Origin of the sequence: Hoeflea sp. EC-HK425, assembly GCF_902498795.1 — a bacterium.
Taxonomy (GTDB): Bacteria; Pseudomonadota; Alphaproteobacteria; order Rhizobiales; family Rhizobiaceae; genus Hoeflea; species Hoeflea alexandrii.
Window position 1 is genome coordinate 4,082,239 of the sequence record NZ_LR701572.1, and the last position, 15,299, is coordinate 4,097,537.

Annotated in this window: 15 protein-coding genes; 10 read left to right on the forward strand and 5 right to left on the reverse strand. The window is 62.6% G+C overall.

Annotated features, from left to right (window positions below; translation table 11 throughout):
* Window positions 1–31: 31 nt before the first annotated feature.
* The 8 genes from SPHINGO391_RS22135 (at window position 32) to SPHINGO391_RS22170 (ending at window position 9,194) form a co-directional block, all read left to right on the forward strand.
* The gene (locus tag SPHINGO391_RS22135) at window positions 32–1,003 is read left to right on the forward strand and encodes a TAXI family TRAP transporter solute-binding subunit (RefSeq protein ID WP_193217380.1); all 972 of its coding nucleotides are present in this window, start codon (window positions 32–34) and stop codon (window positions 1,001–1,003) included.
* Window positions 1,004–1,390: 387 nt separating this feature from the next.
* The gene (locus SPHINGO391_RS22140) at window positions 1,391–2,143 is read left to right on the forward strand and encodes a helix-turn-helix transcriptional regulator (protein WP_152010871.1); all 753 of its coding nucleotides are present in this window, start codon (window positions 1,391–1,393) and stop codon (window positions 2,141–2,143) included.
* Between the two features lie 96 nt (window positions 2,144–2,239).
* Window positions 2,240–3,346 (forward strand): ABC transporter ATP-binding protein, encoded by a 1,107-nt coding sequence (locus SPHINGO391_RS22145; RefSeq protein WP_152010872.1) that lies wholly within the window; start codon window positions 2,240–2,242, stop codon window positions 3,344–3,346.
* On the forward strand, window positions 3,343–4,281 hold the full coding sequence (locus SPHINGO391_RS22150) for an ABC transporter permease (protein ID WP_152010873.1): 939 nt from the start codon (window positions 3,343–3,345) through the stop codon (window positions 4,279–4,281). Before SPHINGO391_RS22145 ends, SPHINGO391_RS22150 begins: the two co-directional genes overlap by 4 nt.
* 70 nt (window positions 4,282–4,351) lie before the next feature.
* Complete coding sequence (locus tag SPHINGO391_RS22155; RefSeq protein ID WP_244615474.1) at window positions 4,352–5,128, forward strand: ABC transporter permease; 777 nt, start codon at window positions 4,352–4,354, stop codon at window positions 5,126–5,128.
* Between the two features lie 27 nt (window positions 5,129–5,155).
* Window positions 5,156–6,187 (forward strand): extracellular solute-binding protein, encoded by a 1,032-nt coding sequence (locus SPHINGO391_RS22160; protein WP_210385809.1) that lies wholly within the window; start codon window positions 5,156–5,158, stop codon window positions 6,185–6,187.
* A gap of 59 nt (window positions 6,188–6,246) precedes the next feature.
* Window positions 6,247–7,479 (forward strand): serine hydrolase, encoded by a 1,233-nt coding sequence (locus SPHINGO391_RS22165; protein ID WP_244615321.1) that lies wholly within the window; start codon window positions 6,247–6,249, stop codon window positions 7,477–7,479.
* Window positions 7,480–7,517: 38 nt separating this feature from the next.
* Window positions 7,518–9,194, forward strand: coding sequence for an amidohydrolase (locus SPHINGO391_RS22170; protein WP_152010875.1), 1,677 nt, complete (start codon window positions 7,518–7,520; stop codon window positions 9,192–9,194).
* A gap of 60 nt (window positions 9,195–9,254) precedes the next feature.
* Here the strand turns inward: SPHINGO391_RS22170 and SPHINGO391_RS22175 are convergent, their stop codons facing one another.
* The gene (locus SPHINGO391_RS22175) at window positions 9,255–9,794 is read right to left on the reverse strand and encodes a flavin reductase family protein (RefSeq protein WP_152010876.1); all 540 of its coding nucleotides are present in this window, start codon (window positions 9,792–9,794) and stop codon (window positions 9,255–9,257) included.
* The gene (locus SPHINGO391_RS22180; protein ID WP_210385810.1) at window positions 9,775–10,866 is read right to left on the reverse strand and encodes an LLM class flavin-dependent oxidoreductase; all 1,092 of its coding nucleotides are present in this window, start codon (window positions 10,864–10,866) and stop codon (window positions 9,775–9,777) included. Before SPHINGO391_RS22180 ends, SPHINGO391_RS22175 begins: the two co-directional genes overlap by 20 nt.
* Window positions 10,867–10,975: 109 nt before the next feature.
* On the opposite strand from SPHINGO391_RS22180, the gene SPHINGO391_RS22185 reads away from it, so the two are divergent.
* Entirely contained in the window at window positions 10,976–11,530 is a 555-nt protein-coding gene (locus SPHINGO391_RS22185; RefSeq protein WP_152010877.1) for a winged helix DNA-binding protein, read from the forward strand.
* A 12-nt stretch (window positions 11,531–11,542) separates the two neighbouring features.
* Here SPHINGO391_RS22185 and SPHINGO391_RS22190 read toward each other — a convergent pair whose 3' ends face one another.
* Genes SPHINGO391_RS22190 through SPHINGO391_RS22200 form a run of 3 tightly spaced genes read right to left on the reverse strand, consistent with a single transcriptional unit; the run spans window position 11,543 to window position 14,068 of the window.
* A complete protein-coding gene (locus SPHINGO391_RS22190; RefSeq protein WP_244615322.1) occupies window positions 11,543–12,037 on the reverse strand; it encodes a flavin reductase family protein in 495 nt (164 codons plus the stop codon).
* Between the two features lies 1 nt (window position 12,038).
* Complete coding sequence (locus SPHINGO391_RS22195; protein WP_152010878.1) at window positions 12,039–13,271, reverse strand: styrene monooxygenase/indole monooxygenase family protein; 1,233 nt, start codon at window positions 13,269–13,271, stop codon at window positions 12,039–12,041.
* Between the two features lie 20 nt (window positions 13,272–13,291).
* Window positions 13,292–14,068: an SDR family oxidoreductase gene (locus SPHINGO391_RS22200; RefSeq protein ID WP_152010879.1), complete on the reverse strand. Its 777-nt coding sequence runs from the start codon at window positions 14,066–14,068 to the stop codon at window positions 13,292–13,294.
* A 163-nt stretch (window positions 14,069–14,231) separates the two neighbouring features.
* Between SPHINGO391_RS22200 and SPHINGO391_RS22205 the strand changes: the two genes are divergently transcribed.
* Window positions 14,232–15,242 carry an AraC family transcriptional regulator gene (locus SPHINGO391_RS22205; protein WP_152010880.1) on the forward strand — a complete coding sequence of 337 codons (1,011 nt, stop codon included), beginning with the start codon at window positions 14,232–14,234 and terminating at the stop codon, window positions 15,240–15,242.
* The last annotated feature ends 57 nt before the right edge of the window (window positions 15,243–15,299 follow it).

Genomic DNA, 15,299 nt, shown 5'->3' on the forward strand with positions numbered 1-15,299 from the left:
GGAGCAAGAATCAACACACGGAGGAAGAGAGATGAAACAGCAGACACTGGCGGCAACCGCCGCACTCATGATCGGCCTGGGAAGCGCTCAGGCCGAAACCCTGAAGATGGCGACAATCGAGCCGAGCCTGGGCCAGGCGATCACCATGGCGACCTTCGCCAACCTTGTGACCGACGCGCTCGGCGACATCGAAATCGAAGTCGCCGGCGGCGGCGCGGCAACGGTGCACATGCTCGAAGTCGGCCGCGGCAATCTCGACATGTCGATGGTCTCTCCGACCATCTACCGGCTGATGCAGAACGGCAAGGCGATGTACGCCAAGGAGCCCGAGGCGCCGGAGCTGTCAAAGAACGTGCAGTTGCTGATGTGGTTCCCTTACGGCCAATATCACTACACGGTGCGCGCCGGCAGCGATATCGAGACGCTGGACGACATCGAAGGCGCCAGCGTGTTTCTCGGCCCTGCCGGCGGCGGTGCCTACAACACCGCCAAGGCGTGGATCGAAGCAACCACCGGGCTTGTCGCCGGCGAGGACTATGAGGCCATCACCGCCAACTGGGCGACCGGATACCAGTCCTTCCAGGACGGAAAGATCGACATGTATGTCAATGGCTGCATCGATCCGTGCCAGCAGTTCATCCAGTTCACCGAGACCGAGGATGTCCGCTTCATCGGACCCGAGGACCATTCGGGTGAAGCCGTCACCAAGTTTCTCGGTTCGGACCGGACGCTCGCCGAAGTGCCAGCTGGCATGTACAAGGGCCAGAAAAACGAGAGCCCGGTGATGTCTCACGATACAGCCGTCGGCATCGGCGTGCGGGCCGATCTCGACGAGGAGACCGTCTACCAGATCACCAAGGCGTTCTGGGACAATATCGGCAACATCACCTCGGAAGCACCCTGGGCCAAGGCGTTGAGCATCGACTACGCGGTCAAGCCGCTGGGCGACATGCAGATCCATCCGGGTGCGGCGCGCTACTATCGCGAAGCAGGCAAACTCTGAGACACCAGGGGCCCGCCATCCCGGCGGGTCCCTTGCCACCCTGAAACCAGGATCAAGCTTGATGCCTGAAAGCCGCTGCTTGGCGCGCAGCCCGTTCCTCAAGCGCTACTGACCACGATCGCACCGCAACCACGCGATGTGCCAACGGTCCCTCCGCAGAATATGCTGGCACCCGGCCTTGCGATTTGCCACCATGAGCCCTGGTTCGGGCATGCCGGGCGGGGCTTGTCAGCCGCGGCACGACCGGCCCAGGACTGAAGGTTGCCGGTCGCAACCTGCCAAACAGGATGACGATCCCGGGAATGGAACATTGAGCAATTGAGCGACGCCCCCCCTCCCACGACACATGTTGTCCCACCAGTTGTCTCAGGCGCACCGCAAACGCACATGGCGCGCGCCATAGCCGCCATCAACACCGCTGATTTCTTTCCCGCGATCCTTGATTACATGCGATCGGTCGTGCCGTTCAGCGGCGCCTTCATCACCCGTCTGCACAGGCAGCGTACGCCTGATCATATCTATGACAATGTCAGGGCCGAGCGTCACCGCGATGTCGTCGACCAGTATCTTGACACCGCCTATCTTCTCGACCCCGTCTACGACATCTTCCTGTCCGGCCGGAACCATGGCGCGATGCGGTTGCGGGACGTGGCGCCGGACCAGTTCATGCGGTCGACCTATTACCGCCGCTATTACCGGAACATCGCCCTCAGGGACGAAATGGCGATCCTGGTGCCCCAGGGCGAGGCCGCGATCTTCTTCTCGCTCGGACGGCTTGGCAAGGAGCCGCGATTCAGTGTCCGGGCCGTGCAAGCGTTTCGAATGGAGCTGGATGTCATAGCCGCTCTTACCGGCAAGCATTTCGAGCGCGGCCACACCGGACCGGTCGATGCGGGGCCTCAGCCCGCGGACCGCACGCTGACCGCGGCGCTCGATGCGTTTGGCGAAGGCATCCTCACAGCCCGCGAACGCGAGGTGGCAACGCTCATTCTCAAGGGCCATTCCTCGGCATCAGTGTCAACGGTGGCGGGCATAACCGTGGGCACGGTGAAGATCCACCGGAAGAACATCTACCGGAAACTGTCCATCTCCTCGCAATCCGAACTGCTGTCGAATTTCCTGCGCTCGGTACTCGACTGACCAGCCTATCCCCTTCGGGGTATTTACCCCCTCGAGCCGGGCTCCTAGCCTTTGGGCATGGAAAGTGAGCCAGATCGGCGGGGGCAGATTTATCGGATGACCGGAACAGAAATCGCCAAAGAGCGGAAGGCGGCGGTGTCGGTAAGGGCGCTGTCGAAGACCTTCGGACAGGGAGACTACGCGGTCACCGCGCTCGACAGCGTCGAGCTCGACATTCTCGAGAACGAGTTCTTCACGCTGCTCGGCCCGTCCGGTTGCGGAAAGACGACGCTGCTCAGGCTGATCGCCGGGTTCGAGCTGCCGACAGAGGGATCAATCTCGCTGCAGGGCGAGGGCATCACCGACAAGCCTCCGCACCGGCGTCCGGTCAATACCGTTTTCCAGAGCTACGCGCTGTTTCCGCACATGACGGTGGCCGAAAACATCGGCTTCGGGCTGAGAATGCTCGGCAAGCCGGCAGCCGAAATCAGCACCACGACCGAGCGGATGCTGGCGCTGGTCCAACTCGAGGCGATGGCCGGGCGGCGGACCGACCAGCTTTCGGGCGGCCAGCAGCAGCGCGTGGCGCTGGCGAGAGCGCTGGCGCCGGCGCCCAAGGTGCTGCTGCTCGACGAGCCGTTGGCCGCGCTTGATCTCAAGCTGCGCAAGAACATGCAGCTCGAGCTGAAAAGCCTGCAGGCCGAGACCGGCATCACCTTCGTGTTCGTGACCCATGATCAGGAAGAGGCGCTGACCATGTCGGACCGGATCGCGGTGATGAAATCCGGCAAGATCCTGCAGGTCGGTACGCCGCGCGATATCTATGACCGTCCGACGCATCGGTTCGTCGCCGATTTCATCGGCGACATCAACATTCTCGAAGGGACGGTCGAACGAACGGACGGCGATCTGGCGACGGTACGGCTTCGCGACGGGAGCATGGTCTCCGCGCATCTTGGAACAGCCTCGGCACGGTCCGGCAATGTCAGCGTGGCGATCCGGCCTGAAAATGTCCGGCTGGCAGGCGCGGGCGAGACGCCGACGCTCACCGGCGTTCTCGAGAACATCGTCTATTTCGGCGCGGCGACAAATCTCCACCTTCGGCTCGGAACCGGCGAGGAAATCGTCATCCGCAATCCGGGCGCGGTCGACGAGGGCAAATACCAGCCCGGCGCCACGATCGGCGCGATCATGCAGCCCGACCTGATCCGGGTGCTGGAATGAGCGACCGGCAACCTCCATCGGCGCTTGCTACCGCGATCGCAAACAACAGGCGTAGCGAGCGCGCCACCCGGGCGTGGCTTCTTGCGCCGGCGCTGACAATCATCCTGGCGATCAGCATCCTGCCGCTTGGAATCACCGTCGTTTATTCATTCCTGACGCCCGGCACCTATGGCGGCGTGACCTGGGAATTCAGCACTGACAGCTACGTGCAGTTCCTGTTCCAGCGTGACATTTTCGACGACACGCTGGTGTTCAATTCCGCCTATGTGTCGATCTTTCTCCGGTCGATCGGGCTTGCGCTGGGCGCCACCATCGGCGCGCTCATTCTCGGGTTTCCAACCGCCTATTTCATCGCCAGCAAGCCGCGGGAGCAACGCAACATCTGGCTGTTCCTGATCACGCTGCCGTTCTGGACCAACCTTCTGATCCGCACCTATGCCATGCTGCTGATCATCCGCGACGAGGGCATCATCAACATCATGCTGATGAAGGCCGGCATCATCTCGTCGCCGCTGACCATTCTCTACACCGACACCGCGGTGTTCATCGGCCTGATCTATTCGTTTCTGCCGTTCATGGTGCTGCCGATCTATGCGAGCCTCGAGAAGCTCGACTTCAGCCTGGTCGAAGCCGGCTACGATCTTTATGCAAACCGGCTGAAAGTGCTGTTCCACGTGATCGTTCCATTGGCCAAGCCCGGAATTGTCGCCGGCTGCATCCTGGTCTTCATCCCCGCTCTCGGCGCCTACATCACGCCCGAGCTTCTGGGGGGCGGCAAGAAACTGATGATCGGCAACATGATCGCCATGCAGTTCGGGGCATCACGCAACTGGCCGTTCGGGTCGGCTGCCGCGCTCATCCTGATGGCACTGGTGATTGTGGTTCTGCTGGTCAACGCGCTCGCCGCCAGAAGGGGAGCGACAAACAATGGCTGACCCAACCACAGCAACGCCGGCATCGGGAAAACCGGGTCACCGCCGCAGGCGGGTTCGCGATCTCAGGGCCATGCCGGGTTTCACCGCAACGGCCTGGATAACCATTGTCACGTTGTACCTGCCAATCCTGGTGCTGGTTGCATTCTCCTTCAACGAGAACCGGTCGGTGGTGTTGTGGACAGGGTTTTCGCTCGACTGGTACGCCAAGGCGCTGGAGAATGACGGGATCCGCAATGCGGCCTGGGTGTCGGTGAAGGTTGCGCTGTTTGCAACGGTGATTTCGACGATCGTGGCCACCATGGCGGCGCTGGCGACCACGCGGACGAAGAAGTTCGCTGGCCAGGGACTGGTCTTCGGTATCATCAACCAGCCGCTGATGATCCCCGAGATCGTCACGGCAATCGCCACGCTGTCGCTGTTCGCTCTGGTCAAGAAGATCACCGGACTCTCCGGCATCGGCTACCTGATGCTGGCGCATGCGGCCTTCTGCATTCCGTTTGCCTACATGCCGATCCGCGCCCGGCTTGAAACCATGACGCTGACACTCGAACAGGCCGCAGCCGATCTCTACGCGCCACCGCTGAAGGTCTTCACCCTGGTGACATTGCCACTGCTTGGACCGGGCATCGTCGCAGGTGCGATGCTCGCCTTCGTCGTCTCGCTCGATGATGTGATCATCACGCTGATGATTGCGGGACCGGGGGAGACCACGCTTCCCATCTACATTCTCGGCGCCATCCGGCGCGGGATCACGCCCGAGATCAATGCCGTCTCGACCATCCTGGTCGCGGTCTCGGTTTTGCTGGTCATGCTGCTGTTCGTCGTGCAGCGGCGCATGCAGCGATAGGACGGCTAAAGAAAGAGAGGAACAACGATGAAAACCATATTGAGGCTTCTCGCCACCGCATCCGCCGTGGCATTCGCATCGTCGGCGGCAATGGCCGCGGGCGAACTGAACGTCTACAACTGGGGCAACTATACCTCGCCCGAGATGATCAAGAAGTTCGAGGAAAAGTACGACGTCAAAGTAAATCTGGACGGCTACGATTCCAACGAGGCAATGCTCGCAAAGGTCAAGGCGGGCGACACCGGCTATGACATCGTCGTTCCCGGCGACTACATGATCAAGGTCATGATCGGCGAAGGGCTGCTCGAGGAAGTCAAGCCGAACGAGATGGAGAACTTCAAGAACGTCGATCCGAACTGGGTCGATGTCTGGTGGGATCCCGGCCGCAATTACTCGATCCCCTACCAGTGGGGAACCACCTCGTTCACCGTCGACACGGCCATCTATGACGGCGAGATTGATACTCTGGCCCTGCTGTTTGATCCGCCGGAAGCGCTCAAGGGCCGGATCAACATGCTCAACGACATGAACGACGTGATCAATGCCGGCCTGCGCTATCTCGGTTACGGCCGCTGCAATGGCAACCAGGACGAGCTGCGTGAAGTGCTTGCCCTGCTTTCCAAGGCCAAGCCGCACTGGCGGACGATGGACTATGCGGTGATCGAGAAACTGACCTCCAAGGACGTCGACATCAGCCAGAGCTGGAACGGTGCTGCGATGCGGGCCCGGGCGCAGCGGCCGACGCTGAAATACGCCTATCCGAAAGAGGGTTTCACCGGCTGGATGGACAATGTCGCGGTGCTCAAGGGTGCGCCCAATCTCGACAATGCCAAGCTGTTCATCAACTTCATGATGGACCCGGAGAACGCTGGTATGACGTCGAACTTTGCCCGTTATGCCAACGGCATTCTTGGCAGCGACAAGTTCATGGAGCCTGAAATGCTCTCCGCGCCAGAGATCGTGATGCCTGCCAGCGCACCCGCTCCGGACTTCGTCACCCCCTGCCCGCAGGAAGTTGTCGATCTCTACAACAAGATCTGGACCCAGCTGAAGCAGTAGTCCCTGAGCCGGCGCGCGGGACACCCCGCGCGCCGCCACCCAACCGAGAAAGAATGTCCATGTCCGACACCGGAAAGGTTGAACCGGCTATGCCCAAGACCGCCCGGCAACTGGGGATCATGCAGGGTTTTCCACCCCCGCCGGAAAAGCGACCGACGCTTGCGAACTGGGATCTCCCGCCGTTCAACCGCTGGGCGTTCCAGAACGTGCGCAGCCTCATACCAACCGTCGATGTGTTTCGCGGCTTCGGTCCGGCAAGTACGCTCGATGAAGCCTACGAGGATCTGAGCAACATCCGGTTCCAGCGGGAGAACGGCACGACCGTTTCCATTGATCGCTTCCTCGGCGAAAGCTATGGCGATGCCTTCCTGGTGATGCACCGCAACCGCGTTGTCTTCGAGCGCTATCTCAACGGGATGGCGCCGGAAACACTGCATCTGTCGCAGTCCGTGGCGAAATCCGTTGTCGGCCTTCTGACCGGAATTTTCGTATCCGATGGCACGGTGGATCTCGATGTGCCGCTGGCAGACATCGTGCCCGAACTCACGCAGTGCGGCTATGCCGACGCGACGCTCGACCAGGTCCTCGACATGCGCTCGGGCGTCCGCTTCACCGAAGACTACAACTTGCCGGGCAGCGACATGACCCGGATCGACATCGCCTCCGGCTGGCGTCCGCATGTTGCCAGCGCACCGCGCCCGACGATCCGCGAGGTCATTCTCAGCCTGCCGAAGCACAGGCCGCATGGCGGGGCGTTCGAATACCGCTCGATCGAGACGGACGTGGTCGCGTGGGTACTGGAACGGGCGGCCGGCAAGTCTCTCGCCGAGCTCGTCAGCCAGCATCTGTGGCAACCCATCGGCGCTGATCGCGACGCCTATTTCACCGTTGATGAAGCAGGCACCGCGCTTGCCGACGGCGGTTTCAACGCGACGCTGCGCGATTACGCGCGGCTGGGGATGCTGACACTGAACAACGGACGGGCCGGCGGGCAGCAGGTTGTCCCGGCTGCCTGGATCAACGGAATTCAGACCGGGGACAGAGATGTCTTCGGCGATCCCTACACATCCGTCCTGCCCGGTGGAGCCTACCGCCGTTTCTGGTGGATTCGCGATGCGGACAGGGGCGACATCTGCGCCCGCGGTGTGTTCGGTCAGCTGATCTATGCCGATCCGAAGAGCGAATTGCTGGTGGTGAAGCTGTCGACCTGGCCGGATTACGTGATTCCGTCGCTGACCCGCGACACGTTCCGCGCCATCGACGCGATCCGGGCAGCCCTGAGCGACCGGTAGGCGGCGGGGTTCTTGCGGACAAGAGCAACAAGCAAGGGATGAGACCAGTGGCAACCGCAGACATGATCATCACCAACGGCGCGGTCCTGACGATGGATCCGGATCTGCCGCGCGCGGCGGCGGTCGGGATCAAGGACGGACGCATCATCGCTGTTGGCTCCGTCGACGAGATCTCTCGCCTCGCCGGTCCTGGCACTGAGATCATCGATGCGAAGGGCGCGACGGTGCTGCCGGGCTTCATCGAAAGCCACATGCACCTGTTCATCGGCGGCGCGGAGCTTGAGAACCTTCAGCTCGACGGATGCGCCGACCTCGATCTTCTTGCCAGGGAGCTGACCGCCTTCGCGGCCAACAGACCGGATGCGCCGCTTCTGGTCGGCCAGGGTCCGGATTACGGCATCTTCGGCGACACGGCGCCGCGCCTGGTCCTCGACAAGATCCTGCCCGGGCGGCCGGTGGCGCTGATGGCGCATGACCACCACACGGTCTGGGCCAATACCGCAGCACTTGAAGCCGCAGGCGTGCTGCACGGGCTCGAGACCTCCGACGGGCACGAGGTGGTGATGGGCGCCGACGGTCTGGCAACCGGCGCGCTGCTGGAGCCGGAGGCCTACAGCCCGGTGATGCGGCTCGGCGGCCAGGAGCGGACCATGCTGGGCTTGGCTAGCGGCCGCGAACCGGATCCCGCGCCGTCGCAAGCCGAACGTGCCATCGACCTCGCGCATTTGAGACGCGGGCTGGCGCATGCGGCGAAACACGGCATCACCTCGATCGTCAACATGGACGGCAATATCTACACGCTGGACCTGCTCGAAGAGCTCCGCTCGGCGGGGGAACTGACCGCGCGCGTGCGGGTGCCATTCCACTATGTCCCCGAGATGAAGCCCGAAAACCTTCAAACCGCGCTCGAGATGCGCGCGCGCTGGTCGGATGAATGGCTGGCGTCGGGGTTCGTGAAATTCTTCATGGACGGCGTCATCGACAGCCGCACCGCCTTCATGAAACACGATTACCCCGGTCAACCCGGATACCGCTCGCACGGGCGGTTCGCGGCGGAGACATTCGCCGGGCTTGCAACGCGGATCGATGCGATGGGACTGCAGATCGCGGTGCATGCGATCGGCGACGCGGCGGTGGCCCGGGTGCTGGACGGCTACGCGGCGGCGCGAACGGCAAACGGCGCGTCAGGCCTGCGTCACCGCATCGAGCATCTCGAACTGGTCGATGACAATGATTTCGCCCGCATCGCTGAGCTCGACGTGATTGCCTCGGTCCAGCCGCCGCATGCGCCGGGATGCAGCGGGCTGCCGCTGGAGCCGACCCTGAGCAATATCGGCCGTGACCGGTGGAGCGACGCCTTTGCCTGGCAGAAGATCGCGGGCCCCGGCGCCGCGATCGCGCTGGCCTCGGACTGGCCGGTATCTGACATCTCGGTTCTCAAGGGAATCCACTCGGCGGTGACGCGGACGGCATGGGTGCCGGAGGTGCCGGACCAGCGGTTCTCGCTCGAAGCTGCGCTCAGGGGCTATACGATCGGCGGCGCCTATGCCGAGCGCAGCGAGGCCTACAAGGGTTCGCTGGAAGTGGGCAAGGTAGCGGATCTGGTGATCCTCGACCGGGATATCATGGCTGTTGCGGATCACGACGAGATCAAGGATGTCGCGGTCGTAGCCACGATCTGCGGCGGGCGGGTGGTGTTTCAGGCCGGGGCCTGAAAGCCAGCAGAAAGCCCGGAGGTGGAACCGGCGGAACCTTTGCCCGCCGGTCCAATAGTGTCAGTCCGCCAACCCGCGGAAAGCGCCGTTCCAGTAGATCATCGCGCCCTGGCCGGGGCGGGTCCGGATCTGCTGCACCCGGCCGATGATGATCGAATGGGTGGCGCGGTCGATCATCTCCTCGACCGTGCAGTCGATGCCGACCACCGCGTCCTCGAGCAGCGATGCGCCGGTTCTTGCCGTGACCCAGGACGCCCCGGCATATCGCTCGGGGCCCTTGGCGCCACCGAAGCCGGTGAAGCGTTCAGCGACCGCCTGGTGACCCGCGCCAAGCACCGACCAGCCAAAACAGCCATATCGCTCGATCAGCGGCCAGGTCGATGAGGAGCGATTGACGCAGGCCAGCAGCAGCGGCGGATCCGCCGACAGCGAGATGGCGGACGTCACCACCAGTCCCGACCGGTCGTCACCGCTGCCCGCGGTCAGGACGCTGGCATTCCCGACGAAATTGCGCATGGCATCGCGGAATTCGCCGGCGGAGGGCAGACGCTCGATGACGGCGTCCACGCCTCCCTCGCGCTCAGCGGATGCCTGCGGCATCGAGCTTCGGCAGGACTGTGTCGCGGAAATAGGGGAATTCCTTGACGTAATCGACAAAGGACAGGGTGGTGCCGGCGAAGCCTGCGCGATGCAGCGACAGAATGCCTTCGGCCACCTGGTCGGGAGTGCCGATCAGCGGGAAACCGCCATGGCCCATGGCGAAGCGGTCGCGGATCAGCGCCAGAAGGTCATGCGGGAAGCTGTGCGCATGGGCGAATTGCAGGCGGACCAGATTGTCGACCGCTTCCCAGTCGGCATTGGTCTTGGCGGTATGCTCCAGATAGGCAAGCGCCTCTTCCTCGGTCGGGCGGCAGATGACATGGGAGAATGTCAGCACATCGACCTTGCGGTTCTTAGCCTTGGCCTGGTCCTTGAGTTCCCTGATCTCCTCGGTCGAGCGGGCCAGGTCGATGGCCGGGGTGAACAGGAAGTTGGCGTTGTCGGTGGCAAACTCCCTGCCCTGCGGCGAACCCGCGGCATTGATGATCGGAACATCGCCGCGGACCGGCAGCGGATCCCCGTGCACGCCCTTGAGCTGGAAGTGTTTTCCGTCCCAGTCGAAATAGTCTTTCGAAGCCCAGAGCTTGCGGACGACGTCAAACCATTCCTGCGCGTAGCCGTAGCGGGTTTCGTGGTCGTCGGGCAGGCTCAGACCGAGCGCCTCGTATTCGGGCTTGTTCCAGCCTGCGACGATGTTGAGCCCGGCACGGCCGTTGCCGATATGATCGATCGTGGCGATCTGCTTGGCAACCACCACCGGGTGATTGGCCGCGGTGTGAATGGTGGCAAACACCGAGATGTCTTTCGTGGACGCCAGCAGCCCTGCAGCCCAGGTCATGGTCTCGAGCACACCACCGTGAAAATCGGTCTCGCCGCCGTAACCGATCCAGCGGGCGATCGGCAGCATGAAATCAATGCCCGCGTCATCGAGCAGGCGGCCGAGGGCGAGATTGTTTTCCCAGGAGTTGACCCATCGCTCCTTAACCTTGGTCACGCTCATTCCCGATGAGCAGTTCGACGAGAATGTACCGAGCAGAAAGCGGTCATCCGCCAGCATCATGTTCCTTGTCATAGTCGCTGTTCCTTTATTGGTTTTAATTTATGATAGAAACTCTATCTAAAAATGCGATTGCGTCAATATGTTTTAGGAGTAAAATTTATCAGGACTTAAGGAGCACTTGATGAGCAACGGCCCAAAGCCACCCGAAGACGAACCGGCACATCGCGAACTTGACTATCGCTGGCACCTGGCCAAGAGCGATGTCGAGGTCAGCACGACGGAACTGGAGTTTGCGCTGATGCGCACCTTCGAAGGCTTCGGCCGATGGCAATCGGAATGCCTCGCAGGCGTCGTGGATGTCGCGGCCTCGGGCCCCGAGAATGCGCTGCTGCACATCATCCGGATGAACGAGCGTCCGAAGACGATCAAGGACCTGGCACGGCTGACCAACCGGGATGATGTCCCCAACATCCAGTACAGCCTGCGCAAGCTGATAAGTGCAGATCTGGTTCTCCGGGAAGGCTCCGGCCGCTCGGGCGTGACCTACCAGGTCACCGAGAAGGGCCGCTCAGTCACCGAAGCCTATGGAGATTTGCGCCGGCGCCTGCTGATCGCGGCTGTTGCCGACGTGCCGGACCTGGCCGAGCGGTTGCGCGCGGCCACGCAGACACTCAATCTGCTTTCCGGCATCTACGAGGAAGTGTCACGGGTGGCGGCGACCCATCGCCGCCGCTGAGCGGTTGGCCTGTCAGAGCGGCTCGAGCCGGTGAAAGCGGGACTGGCCATAAACCAGCGGCGCGCCTTCGCTGATCCGGATTTGCATGATCTCGCCGATGAACACCGTGTGGCTGCCGGCCTCGAGCATTTCCGACACGTCGCAGGAAAAGCCAATCAGTGCTTCGCTGAGAAGAGGCAGGCCGCGCGCATCCTCGACCCAATTGCCTTCGGCGAACTTGTCCTCGCCGGTGATCCCATCGGCGCCGGCAAAGCGCAGCGCCAGCGGGCTGGCGGGATCAGGCAGGAGATTGACATTGAAGGTTCCGGTTTCACGGATGGCCGCACAGGTGCCGGTCTTGCGGTTAACGCAGACCAGCAGGCTCGGCGGTTCGGCCGAGACCGAACAGACCGCCGTGGCCGTGATGCCGCGCCGCTCGTCCCCGTGACGGGCGGTGATGATGGTCACCGCCCCGGGAAAGCGGGCCATGGCCGCGCGGAATGTGGCGTGATCGATGCCCATGCCCATCTTACGCCGCCTTGAGCTCGGTGAGATAGGCCTCTGCCGCATCGGGATCGGCGAACCAGGGGAAGAAATCACGCGGGTCGTCAAAGCCGTTGGCCATGCGGTGCGCCAGACGCGGCTCGGCGCAGGCGGTGCCCATGATGTTGAGGATGAAGGGCGGCGGCGGCTGCAGCATCATGTTGGTCCAGGAGACCACCCACTGCGCGTAGTCCCAGAACTCGTCGAACGTGGACTGCATGAAGGCCGCGTCGAACGGCTTGTCACCATGCGCGATGATGCGCTTGAGATAGACCGCGGCGGCCTTGGCGGCGTTGTTGGAGCCCTGGCCGGTGATCGGATCATTGAGGCAGACCGCGTCACCGAGGCCGAGAACCTGGCGTCCCGAGGGAAGTGTTCCGACCGGCTTGCGGATTGTGGGTGCGAAACGCCCGGCGAGAATGCCGTTGTCGTCGGTCAGCTCGATGCTCTCGCAGCGCGCGGCTTCCCAGGGCAGGAAGGTCTCGAGGATCTTCTTCGATGTCGCCAGATGCTGTTCCGGCGTCTTCGCATCCGCCCAGCAATCCATCGGGCCGCCCGGCACACCCTCGAACACCATGATTTCGCAGGGGCCGGAGGTGGTGAGCGCCGGGAAAACGAAATACTCGCCGACACCGGGGATCAGGTTGAAGCAAACCGCCGAGTGCTCGGGGCGCGGCGTCATGCCGGTGACATAGGTCAGCGCCAGGGCCCGCTGCGGGGTCTCGTAGGGTGATTTTTCCGCGTCGCGCTCGAACAGGCGGCCGATGTCGCCCTTGCCCGAGGCGACGATCACCAGATCGTCCTGCCGGCTGTAGTGTTCCAAATCGGCAATCGTCGCATCCTTGATGGTCAGCGTGCCGCCGAGGCGCTCGAATTCGGCCATCCAGGCCGGGATCTTGACCCGCTGGTCGACCGAATAGGCGCTGTTATCGAGCTTGCCGGTCCAGTCGATGGCCTTGTTGCCGGAGCCGTCCGGCGCCTGTACCTGGAAATTGATGCCGTCGACCGGCGGGCAGGTGTCGGCCCAGAAGTCGATGCCCAGTTCGCGTTCATGCTCGACCGAATTGTGAAACATGCACTGGCTCGACATGACCTTGCCGGTGGCAATGTCCTCGGCGGTGCGGTTCTGGACGACGCGCACCGAATTTCCGGCCTTGATGAGGCCGATGGCAAGTTGCAGGCCGGACTGGCCGCCGCCGATAATCGTGATCTTTCTCATGTTGTTCCCCATTTTTGGTTTTATTCCATCAGAAGCGGTATGGCCGGCGCCGCGCGCTCCGGGCCCATGGCGGTGTAGCCGCCGTCAACCTGGATGTCGGTTCCGGTGATGAAGCTGGCCTCGTCCGAACAGAGGAAGAGAACCGATGCCGCGACCTCTTCCGGGTCGCCGGTGCGTCCAAGCAGATGGAAGGGTGCGGCGACCTGGTCGGTCTTGGCGCGGTCGCCACCGGTCAGCTCGTCCATGATGTTGGACCAGGTCCAGCCGGGTGAAACCGCGTTGACGCGAATGCCTTCGGGCGCCAGATCCATCGCCTGGTTGCGGGTCAGCTGCAGGATCGCGGCCTTGGAGACCGGGTAGAGCCAGCGGCCGGTCTGGGCGACACGGGCCGAGATCGAGCCGAAATTGACGATGGCGCCCTTGTTTTTCGCGAGTTCGGATCGTGCCGCCTGCATCAGCATGACCGAGCCGACAATGTTGACGTCGAGGCTTTCCAGCCATTCGGCGCGGGTCGATTCAACGCCATTGTCGAGATAGGAGCAGGCGACGTTGACCAGGAAATCGATGCGTCCGAATTTCTCTTTCGTGGCTTTGACGAGAGCGGCGATCTGGGCGTCGTCGCGCAGATCGGTCTTCTGAAAGGCGATGCCGTCGCCAGTCAGCGCCTCGCCCGCTTCCGCATTGATATCGGCGATCATCACCTGAACGCCTGCATTCCGGAATGCCTTGACGATGGCTGCGCCTATCTTGGTCGCGCCACCGGGCACAATCGCCACTTTCCTGTCCAGTCCTCGCATCGGCGTTCTCCCCTTTTCGTTGAAGAGAAGTTTGGGCCAATCAAACCGGGCCGCCATCCGGTTTGAGCGCTGACTATCCGCAAAACGAAAATTTCTATCGCTGCGGACAAAAACGTGCTTTCATGCAAATGCATGTTTGCCAACAACGGTGTCGGGAGCGCTGATGTTGCCTGATCCCATGACCCCGCGCCCGCTGGCGCGGTTCAGCCTGTTCGAAAGCAGCGATCTCGATGAGGCGCGCGAAAGGGTTGCGCGGGTGTTCTGCCCGCACCGGCTGGACATGATCGGGCGCGGCAGTTTCGATGCCTGCCACAATCATGTCAGCGGCGAGCGGCTGTCCCTGAATTACATCCAGTACGGCGCCAAGACCCTGATCGCGCCCGGCGAACTCAAGGATTTCTACCTGCTGCAGATCCCGCTTTCGGGCGGCGCAGCTATCAGCAACGGGCCGGACCACTATTACTCCTGCCCGGACAAGGCGGCGGTGTTGAACCCGCATCTGCCGACCACGATGATCTGGGACGAGGGCTGCCGGCAGATCCTGGTCAAGGTCGGGCGCGAAGCCTTGCAGGATCATCTGTCACAGCTTCTCGGTTCGGGCGCCAGCAAGCCGCTGACCTTCTCCGGACCGCTGGACCTGACCAGCGATGTCGGTGCCGCACTTTACGGCCTGATCATGCACCTGGTGACAGAGGCCGACAACGGGCAGGTGATGCTCTCGTCAGGCGGCCTGCTGGCCCGCCAGCTCGAATCCGTGATCCTGTCCGGGATTCTCGAAGCCGGAAAGCACAATTATTCCAGATATCTCAGGCCGACGCGTTCTTCGGCGGCGCCTCGACACGTGCGCAAGGCCGAGGAATTCGTCCGCAGCAATCTCGACAATCCGATCTCGCTGGATGACATCGCCAATGCTGCCGGGGTCACGGCACGCTCGCTGCAACTCGGGTTCCGCAATTTCCGCAACACCAGCCCGATGGCGCTGTTGCGATCGGAACGGTTGCGCCGCGTGCATGAGGAACTGATGGCGGGCGCGCCTGGAGCCTCGGTGACCGAAGTGGCGACCCGCTGGGGATTTTCCCATCTCGGCCGGTTTTCGCAGATCTACAAGGCAAAATACGGCCAGTCGCCAAGCAAGACCTTGCAGAACGGCGCGAGCATCGGGTTTTCAGACTAGAGACTAGAAATGACTACAGCCCGCCCCGATCAGGAACGAGCCGCAGCGAGAGTGCCT

Coding starts and splice junctions, on each gene's coding strand:
- SPHINGO391_RS22170 (WP_152010875.1), top strand. CDS start 7,518: ATGAGACCAGTGGCAACCGCAGACATGATCATCACCAACGGCGCGGTC.
- SPHINGO391_RS22180 (WP_210385810.1), bottom strand. CDS start 10,866: ATGACAAGGAACATGATGCTGGCGGATGACCGCTTTCTGCTCGGTACA.
- SPHINGO391_RS22205 (WP_152010880.1), top strand. CDS start 14,232: ATGTTGCCTGATCCCATGACCCCGCGCCCGCTGGCGCGGTTCAGCCTG.
- SPHINGO391_RS22200 (WP_152010879.1), bottom strand. CDS start 14,068: ATGCGAGGACTGGACAGGAAAGTGGCGATTGTGCCCGGTGGCGCGACC.
- SPHINGO391_RS22160 (WP_210385809.1), top strand. CDS start 5,156: ATGAAAACCATATTGAGGCTTCTCGCCACCGCATCCGCCGTGGCATTC.
- SPHINGO391_RS22185 (WP_152010877.1), top strand. CDS start 10,976: ATGAGCAACGGCCCAAAGCCACCCGAAGACGAACCGGCACATCGCGAA.
- SPHINGO391_RS22135 (WP_193217380.1), top strand. CDS start 32: ATGAAACAGCAGACACTGGCGGCAACCGCCGCACTCATGATCGGCCTG.
- SPHINGO391_RS22140 (WP_152010871.1), top strand. CDS start 1,391: ATGGCGCGCGCCATAGCCGCCATCAACACCGCTGATTTCTTTCCCGCG.
- SPHINGO391_RS22165 (WP_244615321.1), top strand. CDS start 6,247: ATGTCCGACACCGGAAAGGTTGAACCGGCTATGCCCAAGACCGCCCGG.
- SPHINGO391_RS22155 (WP_244615474.1), top strand. CDS start 4,352: ATGCCGGGTTTCACCGCAACGGCCTGGATAACCATTGTCACGTTGTAC.
- SPHINGO391_RS22190 (WP_244615322.1), bottom strand. CDS start 12,037: ATGGGCATGGGCATCGATCACGCCACATTCCGCGCGGCCATGGCCCGC.
- SPHINGO391_RS22175 (WP_152010876.1), bottom strand. CDS start 9,794: ATGCCGCAGGCATCCGCTGAGCGCGAGGGAGGCGTGGACGCCGTCATC.
- SPHINGO391_RS22150 (WP_152010873.1), top strand. CDS start 3,343: ATGAGCGACCGGCAACCTCCATCGGCGCTTGCTACCGCGATCGCAAAC.
- SPHINGO391_RS22145 (WP_152010872.1), top strand. CDS start 2,240: ATGACCGGAACAGAAATCGCCAAAGAGCGGAAGGCGGCGGTGTCGGTA.
- SPHINGO391_RS22195 (WP_152010878.1), bottom strand. CDS start 13,271: ATGAGAAAGATCACGATTATCGGCGGCGGCCAGTCCGGCCTGCAACTT.